The organism is Collinsella sp. AM12-1, assembly GCF_003472325.1.
Classification (GTDB): domain Bacteria; phylum Actinomycetota; class Coriobacteriia; order Coriobacteriales; family Coriobacteriaceae; genus Collinsella.
The window spans coordinates 47050-69204 of record NZ_QRLS01000012.1 but is presented as its reverse complement, the minus strand read 5'-3'; the positions used below and the strand labels follow the sequence as shown (position 1 = coordinate 69204).

The window sequence follows — 22155 nt, the reverse complement described above, 5'->3', positions numbered from 1 at the left end:
GCAAGCGGCGGGTCGAGTTTTCAACAGCCCTGCCCAACTGACCAAAAACTTGCCAAAAGCTTGACGGATGCTGTTGAAAAAAGCGCCCCTCGGCTTGCCGAGAGGCGCTGGCGTGATGCGCTGGAACGCGTTTGGTGGCGCTGTGGCGATTAGAAGTCGGCGTTGCCCACGGTGCGCGGGTGCGGCAGGACGTCGCGAATGTTGCCCACGCCGGTCAGATACATGACCAAGCGCTCGAAGCCCAGACCGTAGCCGGCGTGCTTGCAGGAACCGTAGCGGCGCAGGTCAAGGTAGTACTTGTACTGCTCGGGATTCATGCCCAGGTCCTTGATGCGGGCCTCGAGCAGATCCAGGCGCTCCTCGCGCTGGGAGCCGCCGATAATCTCGCCGATACCGGGAACCAGGCAGTCGGCGGCGGCGACGGTCTTGCCGTCCTCGTTCATGCGCATGTAGAAGGCCTTGATCTCGGCCGGGTAGTCGGTCACGAAGGTCGGGCGCTTAAAGTGCTCCTCGGTCAGGAAGCGCTCGTGCTCGGTCTGCAGGTCGATGCCCCAGCTCACGGGGTAGTCAAACTTGTGACCGGCGGCGACGGCCTGCTCCAGGATTTCGACGGCCTCGGTGTAGGTAACGCGGGCAAAGTCGGAGTTTGCCACATGGTCCAGGCGCTCGATCAGGCCCTTGTCCACAAACTTGTTGAGCATGTTGAGCTCGTCGGGGCAGGTGGCCATAACGTCCTTAAGGACGTACTTGAGCATGGCCTCGGCGTTATCCATGTAGTCGTTCAGGTCGGCAAAGGCCATCTCGGGCTCGATCATCCAAAACTCGGCGGCGTGGCGCGTGGTGTTGGAGTTTTCGGCGCGGAAGGTGGGGCCAAAGGTGTACACGTCGCCAAAGGCCATGGCAAAGTTCTCGGCATTGAGCTGGCCGGACACGGTAAGGCTCGCGTGCTTGCCAAAGAAGTCCTGGCTCCAGTCGACCTCGCCGGACTCGGTGAGGGGCGGGTTTTTGGGGTCAAGCGTGGTCACGCGGAACATCTCGCCGGCACCCTCGCAGTCGCTCGTGGTGATGATGGGGGTGTTGACGTAGACAAAGCCCTGCTCCTGGAAGAAGCGGTGGATGGCGGCAGCCGCGACAGAGCGGATGCGGAACACGGCGCGGAACAGGTTAGTGCGCGGGCGCAGGTGCTGCTGGGTGCGCAGGAACTCGACGGTTGCGCGCTTCTTCTGCAGCGGGTAATCCGGGGCGCTGACGCCCTCGACCTCGATGGAGGTGGCAGAAAGCTCGAAAGGCTGGGGTGCATCGGGGGTCAGCTTGACGGTGCCGGTGCAAATGAGTGCGGCCGAGACGTTTTGATGGGCGATCTCGTCGTAGTTGTCGAGTGCCTCGCGGTTCATGACGACCTGCAGGTCGCGGAAGCAGCTGCCGTCGTTGAGCGTAACAAAGCCAAAGTTCTTCATGTCGCGGATGGACTTGACCCAGCCGGCGACGGTGACGGTCTGGCCGCCAAGCGACTCGGCATCGGCGTAAAGCTGCGCGATTTTGGTGCGGTTCACGTATCCTCCCATAACGGTTGAATGATAGTTATCCATACAGTTCGATATTTTAGCAGCTCGGCTCATTTGGGCTATACGGATAAGGCATTGGCGGGATGGTTTTTCAAACGAAAAGCGCCTGCGGCCAAATGGTCGCGGGCGCTTGACGAGGTGCCTTTTGGCTGTGTGGCGCGGGGCCTGGCTACTTGGTCTTGGCCACCAGCAGCGGGTCGCCCAGCTTGACGAGCGGGTTGCCGCCGATAAGCGTACCGGACTCGCCGACGTGGTCGATGCTCTTGAGGCGGTCGAGCTCAGAGATGATGACGGTCACGATGTCCTCGTGACCGGCGGCCTTGATAGCGTCGCGGTCGAAGCTGATGAGCGGCTGGCCGGCCTTGACCGTGTCGCCCATCTCGACAAAGCGGGCAAAACCCTTGCCGTTCATTTCCACGGTGCCCAGGCCAACATGGATGAACACGCGCAGGCCGTCCTCGGTGATCATGCCGATGGAGTGGTTGGTGACGGTGGTGGCGCCGATGCGACCGTTAGCGGGGGCGTAAATGGTGCCGGTAATGGGCTCGATGCCGTAGCCCTGGCCGAGCATGCCCGAGGCGATGGTCTCGTCGGGAACCTCACTCAGATTGACGAGCACGCCGTTGACGGGAGCGTAGATGACGCCTTCGCGGGTGGCGAAGCTTGCTGCGGGCGGAACGGACGCCTCGCCCGACGAAGTGAACGTGGACTTGAGCGAATCGAGCAGACCCATAGATGCCTCCAACGTATCAGGCGTGCATGTTGCACGCGTGTGGTTTGCCGGAAACGTTTCGTACGTGTTTCCCAGCACGGTCAGCGCTCCTATTTTACGCTGCCCAACGATACCTCTGAACAGCGATTTTGTGATATATCAGTTGAAGGCCAACTTATTGCGGGGGTGTTTCTGCGCCGCGGGCTCAAGTGGGGTACGCTAAGGTGCGAAAAACGAGTGCGCACGAATCGCACGGAGGGAGCACCTATGATTATTGAGAACCATGCGCTGTGGGGCGAGGAGCCGACCGAGGATTATCCGGCGACGTTTACGTATCTGGGTGCCGAGCCGCTGCCCGACAAGCCCAATGGCCGCCGCCCCGCGGTGATCATCTGCGGCGGAGGCGGGTTTACGCATATCGCTCCGCACGAGCAGGACCCGGTGGCGTTTGCGTTTTTGGACCGCGGCTACCAGGCCTTTGTGCTCAACTATGTGACGAGCGCCACGGGCGACGTGAGCTTTCCGCACCCGCAGGCGGACCTCGCCAAGATGGTCGCTACCGTGCGCGCCAACGCCGACGAGTGGCATGTCGATCCCAAGCGCGTGTGCATCGTGGGTTTCTCGGCGGGCGGCATGATCTGCGCCTCGTTGGCAACGCAGTGGAAGACCGGACCCTTCGCGGGCCTTGCCGGGGCTCGTCCGGAGGATATTCGTCCCGACGCCGTGGTGCTGGGCTATCCGTTGCTCGACCTTGCCTATGTGCGCGATATGCAGACGCGCGACCCGCGCATCGACCTGCGCGTGCCCAAGACGGGTGGCAAGACAGGGCGCGATTTGCTCAACGACTATCTGTCGATGGTGACGGGCGGCGAGGCGACCGATGAGCACCTGACCGACATTTGCCCTACCACGCACGTTTCGCGCCAGATGCCCCCGACCTTTGTGTGGGGCGTTTCGGACGATAAGACGGCGCCGGTCGCGCAGGTCTACCCGTTCGCGCAGCGCATGGCCGAGGAGGGTGTTGCATGTGAGATGCACGTCTTTGACCAGGGTGGCCACGGCCTTTCGCTCGGCAACGCCAATACCGCGGTCGACAACGAGGACAAGCAGGTTTCCGTCCGTCCCTGGATCCGCCTGGCCTTCCGCTTCCTGGAACGCCACGGTTTCTAGACCGCGCAGCACGAGAGTGGATAATCTCCCATTTTTGGTCTGCTTTTCGACAAAAACGGGGGATTATCCACTCTCGTGAGATGGGCGTCTGATAGCTTTCCTTGTTGTATTTCTACCAAACGGTGAACTGGGCGTTTTCCGTGTTCCAATGGACATCGCGAACGTAGTCGCGCACGCCCGTCGCGTCTCGTGCTTCGAACAACTCAAGAATATGAGCATGTTCGTTGTTGGCTTTATTGAGCAGTTTGCAAGCCGTCTCTTGGTCAACAGTCTCGTAATCGCGCTTGATAAAGCAACGCTCGAGCTGCGAGATCATATCGCGCAGACGGTCGTTGCCACAGCGGTTGAAGTACGTAAGGTGAAAGTCTCGCTGAATGTCGTCATACTTACGGATGAGACCGCCTTGGATCGCGAGGTCCATGGAGCCGACGAGAAATTTCAGCTGCGTAATATCGTCGTCAGTTAGATTCGGACAGGCGAGATATGCGGCCTGCCCGTCGAGCGGCCCCATAATCTCAAAGACTTCAACGGCGTTTTGCTGATCGAACCCACGGACGCGGAATCCGCGGCGGGGGAGATTGTCCAGATAGCCGTCGCTTGCGAGCTGGATGAGCGCTTCGCGGACCGGCGTGCGCGACACGCCCATGGCATCGCAGATCGCCTGCTCGCTCAGCCGGTCGCCGGCCGAAAGCTCGCCGGCGTCAATACGGCTCGAAATATAGTCGTATACGTGGTCCTTCAGGGGCTTTCTGAGCGTTTCCATGAGCCTATGTTCCTTAACGGTATATTTCTAAAAGCAAATACGTTTCACTTGAATAGCTCAGTTGAATTATAGAACGACCAGCTAAATCATGCTACTTTGCGCCGATACGTAAGAATACGCTTACCGAAGAATACCTACCGTTCAGGATTGTATACAATATACAAAACAGGAAAACCGCCCTAAGATAAAGCCATCGAAAGGAAGGCGGGCGCGAAGAAGTCCCGCTCTCTGCTAAGAGATCCAAGGAGGATCATCATGACCAAGTTCAGCCACGTCATCATCCGCCGCCCCGGCAAGTCCCTGAGCAATGGCATCACGAGTGCCCCCGAGCTTGGCCAGCCCATCTACGAGCGCGCCATCGAGGAGCACTACGATTATGAGCATGCGCTCGAGCAGTGCGGCGTTGACGTGTCGGTGCTGCCGGCACTCGAGCAGTATCCCGACAGCTGCTTCGTCGAAGATCCGGCCGTTATCACTCGCTGCGGCGCCATCATTACCAACCCCGGCGCCGATAGCCGCAACGGCGAGAAGGACGAGATTGAGCCGGCCGTCCGTCGCTTCTTTGACGACGAGCATGTCAAGCACATCGTTTCTCCGGGCACGCTTGACGGCGGCGACGTCATGATGGTCGGTGACCATTTCTACGTCGGTCGCTCCGCTCGTACCAACGAAGAGGGCATTCGCCAGTTCTGTGAGATTCTCGAGGGCTGGGGCCTCGAGGGTTCTGAGGTTCCGCTGGAGGAGGTCCTGCACCTCAAGACGGGCGTCAACTACATCGAGGACAACAACATGCTCGTCTCTGGTGAGTTCATCGATAAGCCTGACTTTGCCCAGTACAACAAGATCGTCGTGCCCGAGGACGAGGCGTACGGCGCCAACTGCATCTGGGTCAACGGTACGGTCATCGTTGCCGAGGGCTATCCGACTGTGCTCAAGGCCGTGCAGGATCTGGGCTACAAGACACTCGTCGTCGACACCTCCGAGTATCGCAAGGTCGACGGCGGCCTTTCTTGCCTGTCGCTGCGCTTCTAACGCGATAGCTGTAACAGTCTGATGATCGCTTGACCGATGGCCCGGCACCCGATTCGGGACGTCCGGGCCATCTTTCGTTCGATCACATGATGAAGGGGGTGCACATACAATGGCCTCTAAAACTTCTAACGACGAGATTATCGACCCCAATGGTCTGGATCTCTTCCGTCTGACCATGATGGTCATCACTGCGAGCATCTGCGGCGGTATCTTTTCTCTTGCCGGCGATATGGCGGCAGGCGGAGCCAATACCGGTGCGGTTATCGTCTCGTGGGGAATTTGCTTTATTGGCGTCTTTGCGTTGATGATGGTGTTCAACGGTTTGTCTCAAGCCCGTCCCGACCTGACCGGTGGCATCTATGCATACGCTGCGGCCGGTTTTGGCGATTACATTGGATTCAACTCCGCCTGGGGCTACTGGATCAGCGCATGCCTTTCCAACGTGAGCTTTGCACTTTTGCTGTTTAGCGCGCTGGGCTATTTCTTCCCTGCGTTTGGCGCGGGCAACAACCTGCTTTCTATCGTCTGCGCCAGCGTGTTTTTGTGGTTCCTTACCGCCCTTGTGCTTCGTGGCGTTAAGGAGGCTGCGGGCATTAACACGATTGTCACCTTGGCGAAGCTGGTGCCGCTGGGACTCTTTGTGCTGAGCATTGTGCTCCTGGGCAAGTTCAACGTCGATATCTTTATGGACAACTTCTGGGGAGAGCCGGCTGGTCCTGGCTTTGGCGAGCAGGTTGTCTCGACCATGATTGCCCTTGTCTGGGTCTTCACGGGCATCGAGGGCGCCGTTGTCATCTCGGGCCGCGCAAAGTACGTGCGTGACGTCGGTCGCTCGACGGCGCTCGGATTTGCGGCGGTCTTTGTCCTGTATTTGATTATTTCTATGCTGTCGCTCGGCATTATGCCGCGAGAGGAGATGGCACAGCTTGCAACGCCCTCCATGGCGGGAATTCTCGAGTGCGCAATCGGTCCGGTTGGTGCTGCCATCGTAAACCTTGGCGTTATCCTTTCGTTGGTCGGCGCGCTGCTGGGCTATGTCATCATTGCGTCCGAGACGCCGTTCGAGGCGGCGCGCCAGGGATCCTTCCCGCTGGCGTTTGCCAAGACGAACAAGCACGACGCCCCGGTGGTAACGGTTCTCGTGAGCTCCGGCATTACGCAGCTCTTCTTGATCGTGTCGTATGTGGCGGCGAGCACCTACCAGTTCTTCTATAGCTGCGCAGTCAACACGATTCTGGTTCCGTATGTCTGCTCGGCTGCCTATTACATGGTGATTGGCTGGAAGAACGAGCATCTGGACGGGCCGCATGCGCCCAGCGTCGGCAAAGCCCGCTTCTTCGGTACGCTCGGCTTCATCTACACATTGTTCCTGGTGTGGTCGACGGGTCTTCAGGGCGTTATGATCACGACGATTCTTTTTGCTCCGGCCATTCCCGTTTATATGCTGGGCGAGCGAGGCCGCGGTAAACCGGTGCTTCCGCATCTGCACGACAAGCTGATCGCAGCGGTGGTCATTGTCGTGGCAATCATTTCGCTGTATCTGCACTTTGCCGGCATTGCGCCGATAGTCTAAGACTGCGGCAAGCTTCATCGCTTGGTAAGCCGACGGAGGCATCGCGTGCCGGTGCCGTTCGGTAATCCATAACTGACGTGGGCCTCTGTAACGTGCCTTTGTGAGCGCCCACCAAGCCCGCGCAGGTGACATTTGTTGCCAGCGCGGGCTTTTGTTGTTGCGGCGAAATGCTGCCGGCAGCTGGGGACGTTCCTATTGTGCCGGCACCCTGGGACACTCCTTGGATGTTCCGCATGCGACGGAGGGAACGGATCATTTTGTCGAGGGGCGGGCGGCTGCTTCGGTCCTCGGGGAAACCGCGTCCCGTTTCGAGAGCAGATTCCGGGCCGCAGTTTCCCCGAGGGCTCCATTGGGAAATTGCATCCCAGTCTGAGCGCCGATTCCGGGCTGCAGTTTCCGCTAGATGCCTCAACCGGAAAGCCCATCCCGTTTAGGTGTTCCGGAGTGGGATTCGGTTTCCGCAGCAGGCCCGTCTGGGAAGCAATGGCCCAGAATCCCCCCTGCACCGATCTGTTGATTGAACATCGTTGCATGTTCGCGCTATCATGCATGGTTAAAATTGGTTAGCCATGGCAAACGGTTAGCCATGGTGAACATAAATACAACGCCCTGTGGGCGCCGGGGGAGGAACACGGACGTGAAGCTCGATACACTCGAGATTGGAAAGGACGCCGTTGTCGCATCGGTGGCATCGGACGATCAGGCACTCCGACAGCATATTTTGGACATGGGCCTAACGCCGGGCACCGAAGTCACCATGATGAAGTACGCCCCCATGGGCGACCCGCTCGAGATTCGCTTGCGTGGCTACGAGCTCACGCTGCGCAAAGACGATGCCGCGCGCATCGAGCTCGTGGGCGTGCACGACACCGATACCGGCCCGCGCGTTAACGCCGCAATCGGTACGACGGAGCACCCGGCACTCGGCGAGGGGACGTATTCGCCCCGTGCGGCAAAGACGGCTGTGCCCGAGGGCGCACCGCTGCATTTTGCCCTCGCCGGCAACCAAAACTGCGGTAAGACCACGCTGTTCAACCAGCTGACGGGTTCCAACCAGCACGTCGGCAACTTTCCCGGCGTGACGGTCGACCGCAAAGACGGCGCCATCCGTAACCACCCCGAGGCGAGCGTCACCGACCTACCTGGTATTTATTCGCTGTCGCCATACACGGGCGAGGAAGTCGTCAGCCGTCAATTTATCCTGGATGAGCATCCCGACGCCATCATCGACATCATCGACGCTACCAACATCGAGCGCAATTTGTACCTGACGCTGCAGCTTATGGAGCTCGATCGCCCCATGGTCATCGCGCTCAACATGATGGACGAGGTGACGGCCAACGGCGGCGCCGTGGACGTCAACCTGCTCGAGAGCCTGTTGGGCGTGCCTGTTGTCCCCATTAGCGCTGCCCGCAACGAGGGCATCGGCGAGTTGGTTGATCATGCCTTGCACGTGGCGCGGTTCCGCGAGCGCCCCGGTCGCCTGGACTTCTGCGCGCCCGATGGCCCGGACGGCGGCGCGCTGCATCGCTGCATCCACGGCATCGCGAACCTTATCGAGGACCATGCCGCGACGGCGCATATTCCGGTGCGTTTTGCGGCGACCAAGCTGGTTGAGGGCGACGAGCTGGTAACCGAGGCACTTCACCTGGATCGCAACGAACTCGACGCCATCGAGCACATCATTACCCAGATGGAGGGCGAGGCCGGCACCGATCGCCTGTCCGCGCTGGCCGATATGCGCTTTAGCTTTATCGGCGACGTGTGCGGGCGTTGCGTCGTCAAGCCGCACGAGAGCCGCGAGCACGTGCGCTCCGTCAAGATCGACCGCATCCTGACGGGTCGCTATACGGCCATCCCGGCGTTCCTGGTGATCATGGGCCTCGTTTTTTGGCTGACGTTTGGCGTGATCGGCGCGGCGTTGCAGGGACTCATGGAGGACGGCATCGCTGCCATCATCGCCTCGGCCGATGCGGGTCTCAAAGCGTTCGGCACCAACGATGTGGTGCGCTCGCTGGCTGTCGACGGCGTGCTTACGGGCGTGGGCAGCGTGCTGGCCTTCCTGCCGATCATCGTCGTGCTCTTCTTGTTCCTCTCCATTCTGGAAGACTCCGGCTACATGGCGCGTGTGGCCTTTGTCATGGATAAGGTGCTGCGCCGCTTTGGTCTGTCGGGCCGCAGCTTCGTGCCCATGCTCGTTGGTTTTGGCTGCACCGTGCCGGCTATCATGTCGACCCGTACGCTCCCATCCGAGCACGACCGCAAGATGACGGTCATGCTCACGCCGTTCATGAGCTGCTCGGCCAAGTTGCCGGTCTACGGTCTGCTGTGCGGGGCGTTTTTCCCGCAGGCGACGGTACCCGCCATGGTCTCGCTCTATCTGATCGGCATCGCGGTCGGTTGCATCGCGGCTTTGGTGCTCAATCGCACGGCATTTAAGGGCGACCCGGTACCGTTTATCATGGAGCTTCCCAACTACCGCCTGCCGAGCGTCAAGACGACGGTGATGCTGGCATGGGATAAGGCAAAGGACTTTATCACCAAGGCCTTCACCATCATCTTTGCCGCTACCGTGGTCATCTGGTTCCTTCAGACGTTCGACATTCGCTTTAATGTGGTCGCCGATCAGTCGCAAAGCTTGCTTGCCGGTCTGGGTAGCATCATCGCGCCGGTGTTGGCCCCGCTCGGTTTTGGCGACTGGCGTGCATCCACGGCGCTCGTCACGGGACTTATTGCCAAAGAGAGCGTCATCTCGACGCTCACGGTGCTTTTGGGCGCAACCTCTCCCGCGGCACTGTCAGCCATGTTTTCGCCGTTTACCGCCTACGTGTTCTTGGTCTTTACGCTGCTGTACCCGCCTTGCGTGGCGTCCATCGGCGCCGTCAAGAGCGAGTTGGGCGCGCGCTATGCCGTTGCCGTGTTCGCGTTTCAGGTGACGGTCGCCTGGATCGTGGCGTTTGTCGTGCATTCGGCGGGCATATTGCTGGGGTTGGCTTAGGGGCGCGTTGATGCTCCGCGCTTTTGGGCGAGCAACAATTCAATAAATATGAGCCAAAATACCGGTAATTGTCGGCCTGCGGGGACTGTCCTACGCTGCAGGTTGCCGTTCGCTGCCTATTTGCTGCCGTTTACGGATTCGTAAATACTTGCAATCGTCGGTCGATTTAACCGCATTACGCGATGCCGATGCGCATTTTGTGTGCCCCTTTCTACAATCACTTTGTGTCTATTGCCGAACATGTCTTCCGTTTCGCCTGTGTGGGGACGTGGGGTGCAATAGTCGTTTGTAGAGGCTCATTGAGGAGGGAATTGATGAAAGAAAAATTCCAATCGTTCGGAAAGGCAATGCTCGTTCCGATTACGCTCATTGCCATTTCCGGTCTCTTTTTGGGTATCGGTAGCGTTTTTACGACCGAACTGACCCTTGTGTCCCTTGGCGTTAATTGGGACTGGTATGCCGCTTCGCCGCTCTTTACGTTCTTCTCGGTATTTAAGGGTCTCGGCGAGGTAATCATTGGAAACCTCGGTGTTTTGTTTGCCGTCGGCTGCGCCTTCTCCTTGTCTCGCAAAGAGAAGGGCTGGGCTGCCTTTTCTGCCCTTGTCTGCTATCTCACCATGCTCAAGACGGTTGAGATTCTGCTTGGAGCAGCTGGCTTGGCTGCCGACAATACAACGGTGGAAGCTCTTCAGAAGGTCGGCCTTACGTCCATTCAGGCGAGTGAGCAGTCCGCACTCTACACTACCTCGCTCGGCTTTTTTGGCTACAGCTCTGGTGTCTTTGGCGGCATTATCGTGGGCTGCCTGGTCGCCTGGATCACCGGCCGTTTTTACAAGACCAAGCTTCCAACGGCGCTGGCGTTTTTTGCGGGCAGTCGAACGGTTCCCATTGTATCGCTGGTCGCCGGTGGCGTCCTGGGCGGCATCATGTACTTCGTTTGGCCCGTCATCGGTGGATGCTTCTCGGGTATTGCGACGTTCGTGAAAGGCTCCGGTCTGGTCGGTACGTTTGTCTATCGCTGGGTGCTCGAGAGCCTTGTGCCGTTTGGCTTGCATCCGCTGCTCGAGACGCCCATGTATTGGACTGAGCTTGGCGGCTCCATGGTCGTCGACGGAACGCGCGTGGTGGGCAATAGCGCTATTCAGCTTGCACAGCTCGCTTCTCCCAGTAGCGACAAGCTCTTGGTTAGGGCCTTCATGGCTGGCTATGGCATTAACGATTACGCGTTGTTCCCGGGCATCGCCCTTGCTATGTGGTCTTGTGCCAAGCCCCAGAACCGCAAGAAGGTTGCTGGTCTTTTAATCCCCACAGTGATTTCGACTGTTTTCTTTGGCGTTACGGAGCCTATTCTCTTTACGTTCCTGTTTGCCGCCCCCTGGCTCTACTTTGGCGTTTACGCTCCGCTTTCCGGACTGGGTGAAGTTCTCTCGGAGGCAATGGGCGTTTCGGTGTACCAGGGAAATATCAAGGATCTGATCCCATTCTTATTCCGCCCCGAGAAGCTTAATCTGCTTCCGTACCTTATTCTGCTCCCCGCCTTTTTCCTGGCAGCTTTCTTCCTCTTCCGGTTCTTTATTACTAAGTTCGATATCAAGACGCCCGGTCGAGACGATGGTGACGATATTGAGTTGATCAACAGCAGAGCCGAGTTCGAGGCAAAGGCCGCTGAGGCAAAGGGCGAGTCTGATAGCACTCCCGAGAAGGCAGTCCAGGGCCGTGCGACCAAGGACAGCGCGCTTGCTGTTGGCATTGTCGAAGCGCTTGGTGGAGCCGACAACATTGATGATCTTGACAACTGCATCTCACGTCTTCGCGTGATTGTCAAGGATGGTTCTAAGGTTGCAGACGACGAGGTGTTCACCAAGAATCTTGAAGCTATGGGCGTTATCCGCCTGAGCGACAAGGCAATCCAGGTCATTTACGGTCCTCGTGTCGGCGAAGTCGCTTCTGAGGTGCACGAAGTTCTCGGTGACGAGTAAAACGCGCAAGTGGCTTTCAATTGCATAGCGCAATTCCAGGGCTTGGCTTCCTATCGCATGATTTAGGGAGCCAAGCCTTCTTGTTTTAGATTGTCAAGGCAGATACTCAATAGTTCTTCGAATGCGAGAATACAACTTCCGGTAAAGCAGTTAGGCTTAACGTTCTTAAGATCCATTGGGCGATCGTCATGTATCGTAAAGATCGCGTCTGCCGTCTTGGCGAGCTCGCTGTCTTCGTTGCCGGTAAACGCGAGGGTCGTAATGCCCGCGTCGTGGCATGCCCTTGCGGTTTCCAGGATGGCTTCTGTCTGGCCCGATTTGGATATGAGCATCATGCAGCTGAGCGTATTTCGGTTGGATTCGACAAACTGATCGGTTTCTAGGAAGTCCTGTATAACGGCCAAAAAGCCAAGTCCAACGAGCTTGGTCGCCATGTACTGCGCGACGATGCGTGAGAAGCCCTCTCCGTTTACTCCGATCATTCTGTTGCGATGCAGGGCGGCGATGAATACGTCTACATCTCCGGTGTGGCATACGAAGTGGACGCTACTGTCTTTGAGTGATTGATTCATTTCGCGGGAGACATGCTGAAGGTGCTTGAGATCGTACATCATTTCGCGGTAGCCACGGTAGCCGAGCTTTTTCGAAAGCCTGATGACTGTCGTCATGCTGGTAAAGCATGCCATGGCGACGGGTTTTATGCCAATATCATCGAGGGTGTCGATATTGTTGAGTAGGTATTCGAGTACGCTTTGCTCGGTTTCGGATAGCTTTGCGGCTGAGTAGAGCTTGGAAATCTGCTTTTTATCAACCATCGGTGCTCCCTTCCCGCCGGACGTGTGCGGCCGCTTCCGTTGCGTAAATAATAACTCCTTGGGGAATTCCTTTCCTGCCTTGCAGCCGGGGCGGGAAGCGGCCCTCCATGCTGGATACAATATCCATACACAGGCGAACCATGCAATATTGAATGTGCTAATTGGGGGTTTCGATATGAAACTTACGGTCATAGGGGGCGGTGGCGTCCGCTCCATGTTTTTGGCAAAGAGCATAGCCCAGCAGGCGTCATCGCTTGGAATCGATGAACTTGTGTTTATGGACAATGATCCCGAGAAGCTGCGCATCTACGGTGGCCTTGCCGCCCATGTCTCGGGCATGCTTTGCCCCACGCTTAATTTTTCACTGACGGGCGATGCAGTCGAGGCCGTTAAGGACGCCGATTACGTGATCACGACGATTCGCGTCGGTGGGGACCATATGCGCGTTCGCGATGAGCGCATTGCTCTTTCACATGGGGTTCTTGGCCAGGAGACGACTGGCGCAGCCGGCGTGTCTTTTGCCATGCGCTCCGTCCCTGCGCTTGCTTCGTATTGCGAGTTAATCAAGAAGTACGCAAAGCCGGGCGTCAAGGTGTTTAACTTTACTAATCCCGCTGGCGTCGTATCTCAGGCCCTACGCGATATGGGCTATGATTTTACTTATGGCATTTGCGATGCCCCCTCGGGCATGTTGCATCAGTTTGCCGAGTATAAAGGCGTTGATCCCGCATCGGTTCAGGGCGAGTGCTATGGACTCAACCACCTCTCGTTCTTCCGCAATGTGACGGTTGACGGCGAGGACATCATGCCCGACTTGATCCACGACGACGGGGCATATGCTCATACAGATCTTAGGTTCTTCGAGAAGGACCTCGTCCTAAATCGCGGATGCGTGCCAAATGAGTACCTATACTATTTCTACTATCGCGAGCGCGCCGTTGCCAACGTTCTCTCTTCGCCCCAGACGCGCGGCGAACTAATTGAAGAAATTAATCGAGAAATGACGAGCGAGCTTGCATCTATCGATATTGAGAACGACTTCGAAAAAGGCCTCGCGTGCTTTGAGAAGTGGTACGGAATGCGCGAAAACAATTACATGGCGGCCGAGACGGGTATTCATCGCGACAAGCCGTGGACGTTTGACGTGTGCGGCAAAGATGCTGGCGGATACGCAGGTGTCGCGCTCCGTTTCATGGATATTGCTCGCTCTGGCAAGACGCAGCAGATGATCCTGTGCACCCCCAACAATGGCGCCATCCCCGGCCTTCTCGATACAGATGTCATTGAGTCAACGTGCGATATCTCCACCGATGGCTGTGTACCGCATCGCGTCGAAGCCGATTCTGTGCCCGCGGGAAACCTCGAATTGATTCGTCGCGTCAAGTACTACGAGCGCACCGTGGCGCGTGGCATCGTTAACCGATCGAAGCGCGACATTGTCGAGAGCCTCGCGATGCACCCGCTCGTTAATTCGTACTCCTTGGCGAAAGATATCGCCGCGCAGTACTTTGAGCTTAACCGCGACTACATCGACGGCTGGACAGACTAGTCTGGACGTTAAAACTAGAAATCATGGATGGGCGGACCGGCGTTTATATTGGCGCTCGTTCGCCCTGCCTAGTAAGAAAACGGGTATAGAGTGAACTTGCGAGAGAACTTCAATGTCTTTCTGGAATCGGGCGATCGGGCGAAGGGATGCCGGAGTGGCTGCACGATGGCGTTATATATCCCCTTGTTTGTTATGAGCGCGCTTCAAATTGGTGTATCAAACGTTGCAACTGAGCTCGCCTATATCAATCCGTCCATTACGCTTATTTGCACTGTGGTCGCGGCCTTTTTAAACCTGCTTCTATCGAATGTGGCTTTTTCATTATTTGCCGTCGACCGGTCCAAAGAGACGGTGCAACCTGCTCGAACCCCTCCGGTTTATCTCTTGGCCTCGACGGTTCCCCTCCAGATTTCTGGGGCGCTGCTAATTTATTTGGTTCACTTGATTTTATCGGCAATTGTAGTCTTTGCCTCGCTTGCGAGCAGCCAGCTCGGGGTGTTGTGCTCGCTTGTGGTGGCAGTAATCGTGACGCTTCTTTCCGCGTCGTTCGTATTCGTGTTAATTGAAGATGCGGACGTGGAGCAGAGGGGACTACGAGGCATTCGGTTTGCACCACGCTACATCATGCGTTCGGTCACGGTGCTTCGTTCCTCCTGCAGGGAAATCGCGCGTCCCGCAACGCTGCTGGTGGCATGGAACCTGGTTGCAAGTTGCGCTATCCAGGTTCTTGTTGGATGGGTAGTTTCGAGTGCGGCGCTGCCGTCGGCACTTTCAGTGACGGCGCTTGTACATGAGGGACTTTATTATGGGGCGTTTGCTTATATGCTGCTTTTGCTAGTTCATTGTGCGGTTGCGAGTTGGCTCGAAATTGACGTGCTCATGGGGGTGTCCTTGTGCGTATCCGAGCAGGCGCGATAGCCCGAAGATGAAGCCGCGTTTTCGACATTGAGTTTCTGCGTACCTTGCTTTCTAAGCAGAATTGGCGCGCCATCTGTTAACGATCGTTTTCCAAGAATTCTTTTGTTGCTCATTTTATAGACTTCTCATTGCTATAATCGCCCACCGCTCTAGATGATCGGAGAGGTTTTCCTATATGGCTCAAACAAAGCAAGGTGGTATCGCACTCAGGCAGTGGCTCCCGCTTATCGGGCTCGCCTGTTGCGCGTTCGTATTCAACACGTCGGAATTCATGCCCATTGGCCTTCTGACTGATATTGCCGCGTCGTTTTCGCTCACCGAGGCCCAGGCCGGCATCATGATCTCGGTCTACGCCTGGGGCGTCATGCTGCTGTCGTTGCCGCTTATGGTGTTCGCCTCGCGCTTTGAGTTCAAGCGTATGCTGCTCGGCGTGCTTGCCGTGTTCTCTCTCGGGCAGTTCCTGTCCGCCGTGGCGCCCACCTATCCCATTTTGGTCTGCGCGCGCCTGGTGGTCGCTTGCGCACATGCCGTGTTCTGGTCGGTCGCCTCGATTATGGCCTCGCGCCTGGTCGACACTCGTCACGGCGCGCTCGCCATCAGCATGATCGCCACGGGCTCGTCCATCGCGCAGATCTTTGGTCTGCCCCTCGGTCGCGCCATTGGCCTGGCCGTGGGCTGGCGCATGACATTCGCCGTGGTCGGGGCCCTCTCAGCTATCGCGGTCGTCTACCAGGCCGCGGTGTTCCCGGCCATGCCGGTGGGCGAGCGCTTTACGCTCAAACAGCTGCCCGAGCTGCTCAAGAACCCGTTCCTCATCGCGCTTTATGCGGTCACGGTCTTTATGGCGACCGGCTATTATGCGGGTTACAGCTATATCGAGCCGTTCCTGGCACAGGTCGCGCACGTCGACGCAAGCGCTATTACCATGACGCTGACGGCGTTCGGCTGCTCTGGTCTGCTCGGAAGCTGGATGTTCGGCCGTCTGTTCGATGGGCATCGCTTCCCGTTCTTGGCTATCACGCTCTCCGGCGTGCCGGTGGCTCTGCTGCTCATGGGTCCGGTTGCACCGTCGCTCGTCGCCGTTCTCGCTGTTTGCGCGCTATGGGGCTGCTGCTCCACGGCCTTTAACGTGGCGTTTCAGGCCGAGCTCATCAAGTACACACCGGCGGATTCGTCGGCCGTCGCCATGTCGATCTTCTCGGGCCTGTTCAATCTGGGTATCGGCACCGGTACGGCGATCGGCGGCGCCGTGGTGTCGGGCCCCGGCATCGCCTGGATCGGCTACGCAGGCGGCACGATCGCTGTCGTGGGCGTCATCCTCGCCATCACGGTGCTGTTCCCGGCCATACGCCGCGCCAAGCCCGTCGCCTAATCACGTCCCCTCATCAGTTGCGGTGGAATAGTTCCTGTTTAAGGCCTCTGAAGGCTCAAACAGGAACTATTCCACCGCAACTTATTTTGGGGAAGAGGATACAAGCCGGGCATACAATGGATGTCGTTGTGTTGAGCTTACCGGGAGGTTGCTATGTGGGCATACGAGACGACGTTCTATCAGATCTATCCGCTAGGCTTCTGTGGAGCTCCGCGCGAAAACGCCGCACCCGTTGCCGAGAATGAGCTTGCCCAAGCTGCCGGCACCGCGCCCAACCCCGATGCTCCTATCATGAAGATTGCCCAATGGGCCGACTACCTGCAAGGGCTCGGCATCGGCGCCGTGCTCATCAATCCGCCGCTCGAATCCGACAGCCACGGCTACGATACGCGCAGCCTGCGCCATATCGATCGCCGCCTGGGTGGGGATGCCGATTTTGCCGCCGTATGCGAGACGCTGCATGCCCACGGCATCCGCGTGGTACTCGACGCCGTCTTCAACCACGTCGGCCGCGGCTTTTGGGCCTTCCGCGATGTTCAGGAGCGAAAGTGGGACTCGCCTTACAAAGACTGGTTTCATATCAGCTTTGACGGTGACTCGTGCTACGGCGATGGCTTTTGGTATGAGGGCTGGGAAGGCCATTTTGAGCTCGTGAAGCTCAACCTGCAAAACCCCGCCGTGGTCGATTACCTGCTCGAGTCCGTGCGTCGTTGGGCCGAGGTCTTTGGCGTCGACGGCCTGCGCCTGGACGTTGCCTATATGCTCGACCGCGACTTTATGCGCCGCCTGCACGCCTTTACCCGTGAGCTTAAGCCCGACTTTGTGCTGATCGGCGAGACGCTTCACGGCGACTACAACCAGATCGTCAACGACGAGATGCTCGACTCCTGCACCAACTACGAGTGCTACAAGGGCCTGTACTCCAGCTTTAACTCGGTCAACATGTTCGAGATTGCCCACTCGCTGCATCGCCAGTTTGGTGGTGACCCGTGGTGCATTTATCGCGGCAAGCATCTGCTGTCGTTTGTCGACAACCATGACGTGCCGCGCCTGGCGAGTATCCTGACGGACAAGTCCTGCCTGCGCCCCGCCTACGGCATGCTCTTTGGCATGCCGGGCATCCCATGCGTCTACTATGGCAGCGAGTGGGGGATTGCCGGCGAAAAGGGCGGCCCCGATGGTGACTGGGCGCTGCGACCTGCGCTCGATGAGCCTGCGCCCAACGAGCTGACGGCGTTCGTCACGCAGCTCACGCACCTTCGCTCGGCCGACGACGCGGCGGCCCGTGCTCTCAACTACGGTGCCTATCGCAACGTGGTGATCCAGAACAAGCAGCTGCTGTTCGAGCGCGCCTGCGACGGCGCGACGGTACTCGTGGCGGTGAATGCCGTGGACGAGCCTTACACCTTTGGCGCCGGCGAGCTCAATGGGTCTTTTGTCGACCTGCTTACCGACGGTGCACCTGCGGTCGAGCTGACGGGCACCCTTGAGCTTGCGCCCTACGAGGTACGCTATCTGTTGAGGGCCTAAGCCATGGCTGTGTCCGACGAGGGCTATCAACATATTGAGCATGGGTTTGAACCCGTGTTCGACCAGCACTCGCGCGTTTTGGTGCTGGGGTCGTTTCCCTCGGTGCTTTCGCGCGCCAATGCCTTTTATTACGGCAACCCTCAGAATCGCTTTTGGCGCGTGATGGCCGCGTGCCTCGGAGTGCCTGTGCCGCCCAACGAGGGCGACCCTTTGGCGGACAGCGAGCCTGCGACGCTCGACGCCTCGATTGCCGCCAAGCGATCCATGCTGCTGAACGGCGGCGTGGCCCTGTGGGATGTGATCGAGAGCTGTGACATTAAGGGCTCGAGTGACGCGAGCATTCGCAACGTTGTGCCGGCACATATCGAGCGCATTACCGATGTCACGCCGATTGAGGTCGTTATCTGCAACGGCGGCGCGGCCGGGCGGCTCTACAAACGCTATCTACAAGAGCGGACGGGGCTACCTGCCATCGTGCTGCCGTCGACGAGTCCTGCCAACGCGGCGTGGCGTTTGGAGCGGCTTGTCGAGCGTTGGAGTGAAGCCGTTGACTGGGCAGCTTATTAATTTAGATTATTGATTGAGTGCGGGCGCCGAGGTGTTTCAGAACGCCTCGCCAGATCGGCGCGGGCACGGCTGGCTCGGCGCAAACCATGCCATTGGTGTCGATGTCCTCGGCACTGCCGCCGCCGAGTCGCTGCGCATGCTCAACCGAGCAACCCATACGCACCGCACCCACGAGCTTGTCCATGGCTTCGGAAAACGGTCGGCGCAAGAGGCCCATGCGCGGGGAGTGGCGAAGCGCTGCGATGCCGCTGCCGGCGCAGATGGCAACGCCGCCACACCACGTTAGTTTACGGAGCTCGCAAGCTTCCCGCAGGCGCTTGACGGGCATGTGCGCCCCCTCGGTGCTTCTGTGGGCAACCTGCACGACGACATAGACGCGTGTCTCTGCATTCCCAAGGCGATCGAGCATCTGCTCGACAGTGATCATCGCCCCGTCATCAAATGCATCATCAACGGCGAGCACGAGGCCATCGGCGGCAGCATCGTCATCATCCGCCTTCAAGTCGACCGGGCGGGGGAGTACAGTGCCGGAAAGCTGTGCATAGGCGGCGATGGCATCCTGCAGGTCCCAGAGCAAAAACTCAAGATCGGCGCTCTCGGGAATGTTGATATACGCAATGGTTTGCAACGTCTTGGGCTTATCGCCGCGCGCGATCGTCTCCATGCCGCCTCCTTTCCGGTTGGTTTCCGTTTAGGTTACACCGTCTGGTGGCGCCTCGCCGCGCTATCCTAGTGCAACCCTTACGAAAGGAACGCCATGCGCCTGCCCATGAATACCTCGCTTGCCACGCTCAAGCCCTCCGGTATCCGCCGAATCAACGCGCTCGCCGCTCAGCATCCGGGATGCATCGCGCTTGCGCTCGGCGAGCCTGATTTTCCCACGCCCGATGTGATTAGCGCCGAGGTGACCGCCGCACTGGGCCGCGGCGACACACACTATCCGCCCAACAACGGTCGCCCTGTCCTGCGCGAGGCACTGTCTGCCTACATGGGGGACGCGGGCCTGGCGTTTTCCGCCGACGAGGTCATCCTGACCGACGGCGCGACCGAGGCCCTGTCGGCAACATTCATGGCCATGCTCAACCCCGGCGACGAGGTCATTATCCCCACGCCGGCCTTTGGCCTGTACGAGAGCATCGTCGTAGCCAATCACGCCAAAGCGGTCTTTTTGGATACGGAGCCTGCGCAATTTCAGATTGACGAGGATGCGCTTCGCGCCTGTGTGACCCCGGCGACCAAGGCCATCGTCATCTGCACGCCCAACAATCCCACGGGTTGCATTCTCAACGCGGCATCGCTCGACGCCGTGGCGCGCGTAGCGGAGCAGGCGGGCATCTACGTGGTCTGCGACGACGTATACAACCGCCTCGTCTATGTGGACGGCTACGAGCGCTTTGCCCAACGCCACCCGGAGCTACGCGAGCAGACGGTGGTCATCGAGAGCTTCTCCAAGCCATGGGCCATGACCGGCTGGCGCTTGGGTTGGCTCGCAGCGGCAGCCCCCGTCATCGCCGAGATCGCAAAGGCTCACCAATACCTGGTGTCGAGCGCCGTATCCTTCGAGATGGACGCCGCGGCGCGAGCCCTGACCGTCGACCCAGCCCCCATGCTCAAAGTCTATCGAGCTCGCCGCGAACGCGTGCTCGCAGCCTTAGACGCCATGGGCCTCGACGCAGTAGAGCCCGCAGGAGCCTTTTATATCTTCCCGAGCATCAAACAATTCGGCCTAACAAGCGAAGCCTTCTGCATCAAAGCCATCAAAGAAGCCAACATAGCCCTAGTCCCGGGCGACTGCTTCGGCACCGAAGGCCACATCCGCCTAAGCTACTGCGTCTCCGACAAAGATCTAGACGAAGGCCTCCACCGCCTGTCCACCTTCATTTCAACCTTATAGCCCAACGGGACGCAACACATCAGCCCACCGACATAAGGGTTATGCGTGGGGCGCGCCGGCCAACGGCAACCCGGGCTGCCCCAAAGTCAACACAGGTCGCGCCGCCAAAGGCCAGGCGCAAGCTTTTCGTAGATTCCGCACGAGCCGAAGAGCACTTAATGTGCTCTTCGTGCGAGCCCAGGACCTGACCGAGCGAAAACCTTGCGCCTGGCCTTTGGCGGCGCGGCCGGATGGTGGAATTGTGTACAGCCCAGTTTTCCGTTGACCGACGCCGGGGTCCCCGCCATAATACTTTCGGTTCACGCACGAATCCGCTGCCAGAGACAGCCGGTGCAAACGGGCATCGCCCGCGAGCTTAATGGGATATCCCGCCAGCCGAGGTGGTCGAGTAGATATGTCTTCTCGCCCCCGTCGCTCATGCAGCGCGGGGGCTTTCTTTTTGGACATGCCCCCGTCACGTCCTTGTGGCGGACCGTGCCCGGAAAGAATTCGAGGAGGTGTAATTCATGCCCCAGCAGTACAAAATCGACAAGGTTGCAGAGATCGAGTCCCGTATCGCCGAGAACGCCGGTCTGTTCGTCGTCAACTACAACGGTCTGACGGTTAAGCAGGCTCAGGAGCTGCGTCATCAGCTTCGCGAGTGCGGCGCCGAGATGAAGGTCTACAAGAACAACCTGGTCAAGATCGCTCTCAAGAACCAGGAGCAGCCCGAGCTCGACGAGATCCTCGCCGGCCCCGTCGCTTATGTGTTCTACGAGACCGAGCCGGTCGAGGCCGCTAAGGCCCTCAAGGACTTCTCTGCTAAGTCCAAGGGCGTCCTTGAGATCAAGGGCGGTATCTCCGACGGCAAGGCCGTTTCCGCCGATGATGTTAAGGCTATCGCCGAGCTGCCCACCAAGGATCAGCTTCTCGGCCAGATCGCCGGTCTCATCTCCGGTTTCGCTCGCGACATCGCTGTCTGCGTCAACGGCGTTTCCTCTGGTCTCGCTCGTTCGATCCAGCAGGTCTCCGAGCAGAAGGCAGCCTAGTCGCTGTTTTCACCCGCGGCGGCAACGCCGCACCCCTGGCGCATTCGCGCCGTGTTTTAACTGATCTCCGTGCATCCGCACGGAAACCGAAAGGACTTAGAAATGGCTAAGCTTACCACCGATGAGATCATCGATGCTCTTAAGGAAATGACCCTTCTCGAGGCTTCCGAGCTCGTCAAGGCTATCGAGGACACCTTCGGCGTTTCCGCCGCTGCTCCTGCCGCTGTTGTCGCCGCTCCTGCTGCTGGCGCTGCTGAGGCCGAGGAGAAGACCGAGTTTGACGTCGTGCTCGAGGGCTTCGGCGACAACAAGATCCAGGTCATCAAGGCCGTCCGTGAGCTCACCAACCTTGGCCTGAAGGAGGCCAAGGAGGTCGTCGAGGGCGCTCCCAAGGCTGTTCTCGAGGGTGCCAAGAAGGAGGACGCCGAGGCTGCCAAGGAGAAGCTCGAGGCTGCTGGCGCTGCTGTCACCCTCAAGTAATCAGGCTTTCTCGCCAGATTTCTTTGCAGGCGGGACTCGCTATGCGAGCCCCGTCTTTTTTGTTTTGGCCCCTCATTCCCATTGCTCGGCATGCAGAACATCGCTGTCTTCGCCGTGCCAATCCCGTTACCGCTGGGGCGTAAAATTGCACCATTCGAGCAATAATTTGCGTTGACCTGCTGAAGAATTGCGTTTGCCTTACGGCGACGT

The 22155-nt window shown here is 58.6% G+C and carries 18 protein-coding genes; 13 read left to right on the top strand and 5 right to left on the bottom strand.

Features of this window, described 5'->3' with window-relative positions:
• Window positions 1-149: 149 nt before the first annotated feature.
• Entirely contained in the window at window positions 150-1553 is a 1404-nt protein-coding gene (gene asnS / locus DW136_RS07245) for an asparagine--tRNA ligase (protein WP_117862239.1), read from the bottom strand.
• A gap of 181 nt (window positions 1554-1734) precedes the next feature.
• Entirely contained in the window at window positions 1735-2298 is a 564-nt protein-coding gene (locus DW136_RS07240; RefSeq protein WP_117583092.1) for a PTS glucose transporter subunit IIA, read from the bottom strand.
• 246 nt (window positions 2299-2544) lie between these two features.
• Between DW136_RS07240 and DW136_RS07235 the strand changes: the two genes are divergently transcribed.
• Window positions 2545-3447: an alpha/beta hydrolase gene (locus DW136_RS07235; protein ID WP_118289342.1), complete on the top strand. Its 903-nt coding sequence runs from the start codon at window positions 2545-2547 to the stop codon at window positions 3445-3447.
• A gap of 112 nt (window positions 3448-3559) precedes the next feature.
• Here DW136_RS07235 and DW136_RS07230 read toward each other — a convergent pair whose 3' ends face one another.
• Entirely contained in the window at window positions 3560-4210 is a 651-nt protein-coding gene (locus DW136_RS07230; protein WP_117583090.1) for a GntR family transcriptional regulator, read from the bottom strand.
• A gap of 255 nt (window positions 4211-4465) precedes the next feature.
• On the opposite strand from DW136_RS07230, the gene DW136_RS07225 reads away from it, so the two are divergent.
• The 4 genes from DW136_RS07225 to DW136_RS07210 all read left to right on the top strand — a co-directional run bounded on the left by DW136_RS07225 (window position 4466) and on the right by DW136_RS07210 (window position 11792).
• Entirely contained in the window at window positions 4466-5242 is a 777-nt protein-coding gene (locus tag DW136_RS07225) for a dimethylarginine dimethylaminohydrolase family protein (RefSeq protein ID WP_117583089.1), read from the top strand.
• Window positions 5243-5351: 109 nt separating this feature from the next.
• Window positions 5352-6815 carry a basic amino acid/polyamine antiporter gene (locus DW136_RS07220; RefSeq protein ID WP_117583088.1) on the top strand — a complete coding sequence of 488 codons (1464 nt, stop codon included), beginning with the start codon at window positions 5352-5354 and terminating at the stop codon, window positions 6813-6815.
• A gap of 586 nt (window positions 6816-7401) precedes the next feature.
• Window positions 7402-9813 (top strand): ferrous iron transport protein B, encoded by a 2412-nt coding sequence (gene feoB / locus DW136_RS07215; protein WP_117583087.1) that lies wholly within the window; start codon window positions 7402-7404, stop codon window positions 9811-9813.
• 314 nt (window positions 9814-10127) lie between these two features.
• A complete protein-coding gene (locus DW136_RS07210; RefSeq protein ID WP_158551292.1) occupies window positions 10128-11792 on the top strand; it encodes a PTS transporter subunit EIIC in 1665 nt (554 codons plus the stop codon).
• Window positions 11793-11854: 62 nt separating this feature from the next.
• Here the strand turns inward: DW136_RS07210 and DW136_RS07205 are convergent, their stop codons facing one another.
• Entirely contained in the window at window positions 11855-12607 is a 753-nt protein-coding gene (locus DW136_RS07205) for a MurR/RpiR family transcriptional regulator (RefSeq protein WP_158571448.1), read from the bottom strand.
• 175 nt (window positions 12608-12782) lie between these two features.
• On the opposite strand from DW136_RS07205, the gene DW136_RS07200 reads away from it, so the two are divergent.
• From DW136_RS07200 to DW136_RS07180, 5 genes are all read left to right on the top strand, one after another.
• Window positions 12783-14156, top strand: coding sequence for a 6-phospho-beta-glucosidase (locus DW136_RS07200; RefSeq protein WP_118289340.1), 1374 nt, complete (start codon window positions 12783-12785; stop codon window positions 14154-14156).
• Between the two features lie 96 nt (window positions 14157-14252).
• Window positions 14253-15074, top strand: a complete 822-nt coding sequence (locus DW136_RS07195) for a hypothetical protein (RefSeq protein WP_147330888.1) — start codon at window positions 14253-14255, stop codon at window positions 15072-15074.
• 175 nt (window positions 15075-15249) lie between these two features.
• On the top strand, window positions 15250-16446 hold the full coding sequence (locus DW136_RS07190) for an MFS transporter (protein ID WP_118289339.1): 1197 nt from the start codon (window positions 15250-15252) through the stop codon (window positions 16444-16446).
• Window positions 16447-16599: 153 nt separating this feature from the next.
• Window positions 16600-17976: an alpha-amylase family glycosyl hydrolase gene (locus tag DW136_RS07185; RefSeq protein ID WP_118289338.1), complete on the top strand. Its 1377-nt coding sequence runs from the start codon at window positions 16600-16602 to the stop codon at window positions 17974-17976.
• Between the two features lie 3 nt (window positions 17977-17979).
• Entirely contained in the window at window positions 17980-18543 is a 564-nt protein-coding gene (locus DW136_RS07180; RefSeq protein WP_118289337.1) for a uracil-DNA glycosylase family protein, read from the top strand.
• 1 nt (window position 18544) lies between these two features.
• Here the strand turns inward: DW136_RS07180 and DW136_RS07175 are convergent, their stop codons facing one another.
• Entirely contained in the window at window positions 18545-19207 is a 663-nt protein-coding gene (locus DW136_RS07175; protein ID WP_118289336.1) for a hypothetical protein, read from the bottom strand.
• 93 nt (window positions 19208-19300) lie between these two features.
• Between DW136_RS07175 and DW136_RS07170 the strand changes: the two genes are divergently transcribed.
• The 3 genes from DW136_RS07170 (at window position 19301) to rplL (ending at window position 21945) form a co-directional block, all read left to right on the top strand.
• Window positions 19301-20437, top strand: a complete 1137-nt coding sequence (locus tag DW136_RS07170) for a pyridoxal phosphate-dependent aminotransferase (protein WP_118289335.1) — start codon at window positions 19301-19303, stop codon at window positions 20435-20437.
• A 506-nt stretch (window positions 20438-20943) separates the two neighbouring features.
• On the top strand, window positions 20944-21465 hold the full coding sequence (gene rplJ, locus DW136_RS07165; protein WP_089572500.1) for a 50S ribosomal protein L10: 522 nt from the start codon (window positions 20944-20946) through the stop codon (window positions 21463-21465).
• A 102-nt stretch (window positions 21466-21567) separates the two neighbouring features.
• A complete protein-coding gene (rplL, locus tag DW136_RS07160; RefSeq protein WP_006235005.1) occupies window positions 21568-21945 on the top strand; it encodes a 50S ribosomal protein L7/L12 in 378 nt (125 codons plus the stop codon).
• Window positions 21946-22155: the final 210 nt, after the last annotated feature.

Excerpts from the sequence above, each read along its gene's own strand:
- DW136_RS07240 (WP_117583092.1), bottom strand. The coding sequence starts at position 2,298 with ATGGGTCTGCTCGATTCGCTCAAGTCCACGTTCACTTCGTCGGGCGAG.
- DW136_RS07235 (WP_118289342.1), top strand. The coding sequence starts at position 2,545 with ATGATTATTGAGAACCATGCGCTGTGGGGCGAGGAGCCGACCGAGGAT.
- DW136_RS07230 (WP_117583090.1), bottom strand. The coding sequence starts at position 4,210 with ATGGAAACGCTCAGAAAGCCCCTGAAGGACCACGTATACGACTATATT.
- DW136_RS07225 (WP_117583089.1), top strand. The coding sequence starts at position 4,466 with ATGACCAAGTTCAGCCACGTCATCATCCGCCGCCCCGGCAAGTCCCTG.
- DW136_RS07220 (WP_117583088.1), top strand. The coding sequence starts at position 5,352 with ATGGCCTCTAAAACTTCTAACGACGAGATTATCGACCCCAATGGTCTG.
- feoB (WP_117583087.1), top strand. The coding sequence starts at position 7,402 with ATGGTGAACATAAATACAACGCCCTGTGGGCGCCGGGGGAGGAACACG.
- DW136_RS07210 (WP_158551292.1), top strand. The coding sequence starts at position 10,128 with ATGAAAGAAAAATTCCAATCGTTCGGAAAGGCAATGCTCGTTCCGATT.
- DW136_RS07205 (WP_158571448.1), bottom strand. The coding sequence starts at position 12,607 with ATGGTTGATAAAAAGCAGATTTCCAAGCTCTACTCAGCCGCAAAGCTA.
- DW136_RS07200 (WP_118289340.1), top strand. The coding sequence starts at position 12,783 with ATGAAACTTACGGTCATAGGGGGCGGTGGCGTCCGCTCCATGTTTTTG.
- DW136_RS07190 (WP_118289339.1), top strand. The coding sequence starts at position 15,250 with ATGGCTCAAACAAAGCAAGGTGGTATCGCACTCAGGCAGTGGCTCCCG.
- DW136_RS07185 (WP_118289338.1), top strand. The coding sequence starts at position 16,600 with ATGTGGGCATACGAGACGACGTTCTATCAGATCTATCCGCTAGGCTTC.
- DW136_RS07180 (WP_118289337.1), top strand. The coding sequence starts at position 17,980 with ATGGCTGTGTCCGACGAGGGCTATCAACATATTGAGCATGGGTTTGAA.
- DW136_RS07175 (WP_118289336.1), bottom strand. The coding sequence starts at position 19,207 with ATGGAGACGATCGCGCGCGGCGATAAGCCCAAGACGTTGCAAACCATT.
- DW136_RS07170 (WP_118289335.1), top strand. The coding sequence starts at position 19,301 with ATGCGCCTGCCCATGAATACCTCGCTTGCCACGCTCAAGCCCTCCGGT.
- rplJ (WP_089572500.1), top strand. The coding sequence starts at position 20,944 with ATGCCCCAGCAGTACAAAATCGACAAGGTTGCAGAGATCGAGTCCCGT.
- rplL (WP_006235005.1), top strand. The coding sequence starts at position 21,568 with ATGGCTAAGCTTACCACCGATGAGATCATCGATGCTCTTAAGGAAATG.